Raw genomic sequence first — 6,112 nt, 5'->3', positions numbered from 1 at the left:
AGCACCCGGTGTCCTGTGCACGCACAAAGAACGAACCCGAACCCGCTCCCAAACAGCAGCCCCAAAAAGCGCCACAAACGCGCGACATGGCATTTCCGACGACGGACACATCCCACAAGCGAGAGCGAACGAACCGCACACGGCGACAACGTCCGCAGTGGTCACGGTAGCGACCGAACTGGCCACAAACCGGTTCTTGTCAGTCAGTGACCATTCAAACGAAAGGAACAGTCACCCATGAAGCAACAACAACACAACAAGTCCATCGTCGTCGGCGCCCTCCTCGCAGGCCTTCTTGCCGTGAGCGGATTCGCCCAGGCACAGAACGTCGGTGTGGGCGTTGGCGTGAACGCCGATGTCAATGCGTCCGGCGCCGTCAAGACCGCACCGGCACCCGTGGAAGCACAAGGCAATGCGGGCGCCAAGGCCGGCACCGCCGTGAATGCGGGCACATCGGCCGACGGCAATGCAGCGGGCGGCAATGCGGCCGGCGGACTGGGCGGCACGGTGGGCGGTGTGCTCGGCGGTGCGACAGGCGCCGTGGGCAACGCCACCAGCACGGTCGGTGGAGCCACTGGCGCCGTCGGCGGTGCAACAGGTGCCGTGGGCGGTGCGACCGGTGCGGCAGGTGGCCTCACGAACACCGTGGGCGGCACGCTGAACAGCGCGACCGGTGCCGTGGGCTCGGCTGGCGGCGCGGTGAAGCCATCGGGCATCGGCGCCAAGGCGAATGGCAAGGCCAAGGGCTCGAGCGCCGTGGACATCACGAAGTAATCGATCTTTCGATCGATCGGTTGACCGGTCTTCGGCTGCAAGCAAAGGCGGCCGAATGAAAGAAAGCCCGCAGCGCTTGCGCGTTGCGGGTTTTTTCTTTTTGTCTTGCGCGTCAGTCGGTCAGTCTGCCGGCAGCTTGAAGAGACTGGTGACTTCCACATCCAGCACCGTCAACTCGCGCTGGTTGAACAGCCGCCAGCGCCAACGCAAGATGCCGAGTGTGGGCCGCTTCTCGGAACGCCGCACTTCGATCACGTCGGCCACGAGCCGTAGCGCGTCACCGGGGCGCACGGGGTTGGGCCAGCGCACATGCTCGATCCCCGGCGAGGCGAAAGACTCCGAGCCGGCCAGCGCCGCCTCGACCACCAGCCGCATCGCGATCGAACAGGTGTGCCAGCCGCTGGCGATCAAGCCGCCGAAAGGGCTGCCGGCCGCGGCTTCGGGGTCGGTGTGAAACCATTGCGGGTCGTAGGCCCGCGCGAACTGCAGCAGCTCGGTTTCGGTGAGCACGTAGGGGCCGGCCTCGATGACCTGGCCCGCATGGAAGTCGGCGAACTTCATTCGCCGCAGCTTAGTACGTTTCGAGGTGCAGGCGGCCTTCGCGTTTCAGCGCGGCGCCCACGGTGTCCCAGTCGAGCCCCGCTTCCTTCGCCACGTCGCGCAGCGCAAGCACCACGCCCTCTTCCATGCTCTTCAGGCCGCACACATAGAAGTGGCTGCCGCCGTCTTTCAGCAGCATGGCCAGGTCGGCGGCGCGCTCGCGCATGAGGTCCTGCACGTAGCGCTTGGGTTGGCCGGGCGTGCGCGAGAACGCGAGGTTGATGTCGATGAAGTCCTTGGGCAGCGACTGCAGCGGGCCGAAGTACGGCAGCTCCTGCTGGGTGCGCGCACCGAAGAACAGCAGCAGCTTGCCGCCTTCGAACTTGCCGCTCTTGCGCAGGCGCCGACGCCATTCGGTCATGGCGCGCATGGGGGCGCTGCCGGTGCCGGTGCAGATCATCACGATGTGCGACCTGGGGTGGTTCGGCATCAGGAACGAAGCGCCGAAGGGCCCAACCACCTGCACCGTGTCGCCGACCTTCAGGTCGCACACATAGTTGGAGCACACGCCGCGCACGGGGTCGCCTTCGTGGTCCTCGGTCACGCGCTTCACGGTGAGCGACACATTGTTGTAGCCGGGCCGCTCGCCGTTGCGCGGGCTGGCCACCGAGTACTGGCGCGCATGGTGGCGCTTGCCGATGGCGTCGACGCCGGGCGGCACGATGCCGATCGACTGGCCTTCGAGCACGGGGAAAGGCACCACGCCGAAGTCGAGCACGATGTGGTGGGTCTCGCTGTCGAAGCCGGCCTCGGTGCAGTTGAAGTTGCCGACCACGGTGGCGGTGGTCGGGGTCTTCGGCGGAAAGAGGTTGGTGTAGGCGTGCGCGGCCGACCAGGGCGGCACGGTGGCGCCGTACTGCGCGGAGTTGAAGACGGCTTCGGCGGGATCGATGGCGGCCTGGGCTTGTGCCTGTGCTTGCGTCAGTGCGGGCGCGGCGGCGGCCGGGTCGCCTGCCGCTTCGGCGGAAACGCCGGCGGCTTCGAGCTGCTCGGGCGTCAGCTCGGCGGGCAGTTCTTCCCAGGTGAGCTGTTCTTCGATGGTGTACGCGCGCACCAGCGGCATGGTGCGCCAGTTGTCGATCGAGCCCGTCGGGCACGGCGAGATGCAGGCCATGCAGCCATTGCAGACGTCGGCCCGCACGACATAGTTGTTGTCGTCGTGCGTGATCGCGTTGACGGGGCAGGTGGCCTCGCAGGTGTTGCAGCGAATGCAGATCTCGGGGTCGATCAGGTGCTGCTTGATGACCCCGGCTTCAACGGCCATGTCCATGTTGTTCTCCTTTTCCCTCTCCCCTTGGGGAGAGGGTCAGGGTGAGGGGGAAGCAGCTTGTCGTGGGGACGCCGCCTACCCTCACCCCAGCCCTCTCCCCGAGGGGAGAGGGAGTAATAGCCAAATCAGCCGAAACGCACGTACTCGAAATCGACCGGCTGGCGGTTGATGCCCATCACCGGCGGCGAAATCCAGCCGGCGAATTTGCCTGGCTCGACCACGCGGCCCATCAACGATGCCACGAAAGCGAAGTCTTCGGAACTCGGCAGCCATTCGTCGCGCTTGGCGGCCCATTCGATGTCGTTCACCACGCGGCCTTCGGGCGACATCTTGATGCCGGCGAGCGCGCCGATCTGGCGGTTGAAGGCCTTGTGCGGCACGGCCAGGCGGGTCGGGATGCCGGCCTTTTCCAGCACCTTGTTCCAGCGGCCGACGCCGGCCACCGAGTCCTTGATGAAGTCGTCGCGCAGCACTTCGTTGAGCGCGTTGAGCATCGGCACGTCTTTCTCGACAAGCTGGCCGTCCTTCACCTCGAGCACCTTGTAGGTCTGGCCCTTGAGGATGTGGTCGTCGCCTCGCTTGCCTTCTTCGTAGCGGCCCTTGAGGCCCGAGCTGTAGAAGATGGCGGCGTTGCTCGACTGGTCGGCACCGAACAGGTCGATGGTCACGCTGTAGTGGAAGTTCAAATAGCGCTGGATGGTGCCCAGGTCGATGCAGCCCGCGGCGCGGATCTTCTGCACGTCGTCGGTCTTCAGCTCGTTCATGACCTGCGCGGTGCGCGCAATGACGCGCGACACGCCGCTCTCGCCCACGAACATGTGGTGCGCCTCTTCGGTCAGCATGAACTTGGTGGTGCGCGCCAGCGGATCGAACGCGCTTTCGGCCAGCGCCGACAGCTGGAACTTGCCGTCGCGGTCGGTGAAGTACGTGAACATGAAGAACGCGAGCCAGTCGGGCGTGCGTTCATTGAAGGCACCCAGGATGCGCGGGTTGTTCTCGTCGCCCGAGGTGCGCTGCAGCAGTGCATCGGCTTCTTCGCGGCCGTCGCGGCCGAAGTGCTTCTGCAGCAGGTAGACCATGGCCCACAGGTGGCGGCCTTCTTCCACGTTGATCTGGAACAGGTTGCGCAGGTCGTACATCGACGGCGCGGTCAGGCCCAGGTGGCGTTGCTGCTCGACCGACGCGGGCTCGGTATCGCCCTGCGTCACGATGATGCGGCGCAGGTTGGCGCGGTGTTCACCGGGCACGTCCTGCCAGGCCTTCTCGCCCTTGTGGTCGCCGAAGTGGATCTCGCGGTTGGCATCGCCCGGGTTCAGGAAAATTCCCCAGCGGTAGTCGCGCATCTTCACGTGGCCGAACTGGGCCCAGCCTTGCGGATCGACGCTCACCGCGGTGCGCAGGTACACGTCGTGGTTGGTCGAGCCTTCGGGGCCCACGTCGTCCCACCAGTTGATGAAGTTGGGCTGCCAGCCTTCGAGCGCGCGCTGCAGCGTGCGGTCTTCGCCGAGGTTGACGTTGTTGGGGATCTTCTCGCTGTAGTTGATCGTGCTCATCGTTGTTCCTTGGGTTGTTCGGACTGCTTGATTGCTTGCTGTGCGTGATCAGACGCGGTTCATGTCGAAGCCGGCCTTCTCGCCGGTGCCATAGACCTTGAGCGCGCCCTTTTCGCCGACGGCGTTGGGGCGGTTGAAGATCCAGTTCTGCCAGGCGGTGAGCCGGCCGAAGATGCGGGTCGCCATGTTTTCCTTGCTGGCGAAGCGCAGGTTGGCTTCGAGGCCGGTGAGCGCATCGGGCGACATGGCGGCACGCTCTTCGATGGCAATGCGGATCTCGTCGTCCCAGTCGATGTCGTCGGGCGCGGCAGTGACCAGGCCGAGCTTCAGTGCTTCGTCGGCGTCGAGCGGCTTGCCGGCCGCGGCGCGCGCGGCGTCGAGCGGCGCGGCTTCTTCATAGAAGCGGCGTTGCAGGCGGCTCTGGTCGTTCACCATCGGGAAGAAGCCGAAGTTGAATTCATCGAGCACCAGCTTCGGCGCGCGCTCGGCATCGTCGGGCAGCGCCAGCATGTAGGTGCGGTCGGCCGCGAAGGCCAGCTCGGCCAGCGTGCCCGCAAAGCACGAACCGGCTTCGACCAGCGCGAACAGGCTGCGCGACGACACGTCGAGGCGCGCCAGCGTGCGGCGCAGCGCGCCGATGGTTTCGCGCACCAGCCAGTGGTCTTTGTTGGCCAGCATCACGGCATCGGATGCGAGCACCGCGGCGGCATCGCCTTCGGTCTTGAGCAGCCAGGTGCCGATGTCGAGTTCGTTGGTGCGCAGGTTGAGGATGGCGTCGTCGAGCTGGCGGCACATCGCGAGCGGCCACCAGGCGGCGCCCGCGGCTTCGATGGCGGCAATGTCGGACGGCTGCGCGCCGGTGGGCGCCTTCACAGTGATCGTGGCGGTGCGCTTGCTGCGGTCGATCTGCACGTCGACGTGCGCGTAGCTGATGCCGTCGGCGCTGTCGGTGCGCTCCAGGCGCGTGAGCGTCACGCCCTTGCCGCTCGCGGGGCGATCGCTGCCGGCGGCGAGTTGCGAAGCGCGGTCCTGCACGGCGGCAGCAAACTGCGCGGGCTTGGCCACAGCATCGACCAGGCGCCAGTCGACCGCGCGCTGGCCGCGCACGCCTTCGACGCTGGTGCAGAAGATGTCGGCAAGGTCGTGCCGCACGTGCCGCTTGTCGGTCACGCGGGTCAGGCCGCCGGTGCCGGGCAGCACGCCGAGCAGCGGCACTTCGGGCAGCGACACGGCCGAGGAGCGGTCGTCCACCAGCAAAATCTCGTCGCAGGCCAGTGCCAGCTCGTAGCCGCCGCCGGCGCAGGCGCCGTTCACGGCCGCGAGGAACTTCAGGCCCGAGTGCTTCGACGAGTCTTCGATGCCGTTGCGCGTTTCGTTGGTGAACTTGCAGAAGTTGACCTTCCACGCGTGGCCCGAAACGCCGAGCATGAAGATGTTGGCGCCCGAGCAGAAGATGCGGTCCTTGCCGCTGGTGACGATGACGCTGCGCACTTCAGGATGCTCAAAGCGCACGCGGTTGAGCGCGTCGTTGAGCTCGATGTCCACGCCGAGGTCGTAGCTGTTGAGCTTGAGCTTGTAGCCGGGCCGAATGCCGCCGTCTTCGGCGATGTCGAGCACGAGGCGCGCAATGGCGCCGTCGAAGCTGAGGGACCAGTGGCGGTACTGGTCGGGTGCTGTGCGGTAGTCGACGCGCGCAGGCGCCTGGAGCGTGGTGGTGTCTGTCATGCTGACGTCTCCTGTGGGGCTGTGTTCGGAAACCGTGAACAGGAAAGATAATGCACTTTCTTGCTCCGATGACATGCATCATGCTGCATGCAAACAGGCAAGTCAATGCCTGTTATGGTTTTTTTCAGGTTTCACTGCTTGGGTGCGGGGGCGTTCTTGGGGAGTGCACAGGACACCGGGTGCTTCCCTC

At 65.9% G+C, this 6,112-nt stretch carries 5 protein-coding genes; 1 reads left to right on the top strand and 4 read right to left on the bottom strand.

What is annotated here, in order from left to right:
• Nucleotides 1–237: 237 nt before the first annotated feature.
• The gene (locus DBV14_RS27150; protein ID WP_124464012.1) at nucleotides 238–774 is read left to right on the top strand and encodes an adhesin; all 537 of its coding nucleotides are present in this window, start codon (nucleotides 238–240) and stop codon (nucleotides 772–774) included.
• A 120-nt stretch (nucleotides 775–894) separates the two neighbouring features.
• On the opposite strand, the gene DBV14_RS27145 is transcribed toward DBV14_RS27150, so the two are convergent.
• The 4 genes from DBV14_RS27145 to boxC all read right to left on the bottom strand — a co-directional run bounded on the left by DBV14_RS27145 (nucleotide 895) and on the right by boxC (nucleotide 5,922).
• Entirely contained in the window at nucleotides 895–1,335 is a 441-nt protein-coding gene (locus DBV14_RS27145; RefSeq protein WP_124464010.1) for a MaoC family dehydratase, read from the bottom strand.
• 10 nt (nucleotides 1,336–1,345) lie between these two features.
• A complete protein-coding gene (gene boxA / locus DBV14_RS27140; RefSeq protein WP_124464008.1) occupies nucleotides 1,346–2,644 on the bottom strand; it encodes a benzoyl-CoA 2,3-epoxidase subunit BoxA in 1,299 nt (432 codons plus the stop codon).
• Nucleotides 2,645–2,769: 125 nt separating this feature from the next.
• A complete protein-coding gene (gene boxB / locus DBV14_RS27135) occupies nucleotides 2,770–4,197 on the bottom strand; it encodes a benzoyl-CoA 2,3-epoxidase subunit BoxB (RefSeq protein WP_124464006.1) in 1,428 nt (475 codons plus the stop codon).
• Between the two features lie 48 nt (nucleotides 4,198–4,245).
• The gene (boxC, locus tag DBV14_RS27130; RefSeq protein WP_124464004.1) at nucleotides 4,246–5,922 is read right to left on the bottom strand and encodes a 2,3-epoxybenzoyl-CoA dihydrolase; all 1,677 of its coding nucleotides are present in this window, start codon (nucleotides 5,920–5,922) and stop codon (nucleotides 4,246–4,248) included.
• Nucleotides 5,923–6,112 lie beyond the last annotated feature (190 nt).

It is taken from the genome of Variovorax sp. KBW07 (assembly GCF_003852515.1).
GTDB lineage: Bacteria > Pseudomonadota > Gammaproteobacteria > Burkholderiales > Burkholderiaceae_C > Variovorax.
The sequence above is the reverse complement of the archived record's forward strand: the minus strand, read 5'-3'. Positions and strand labels throughout refer to the sequence as shown.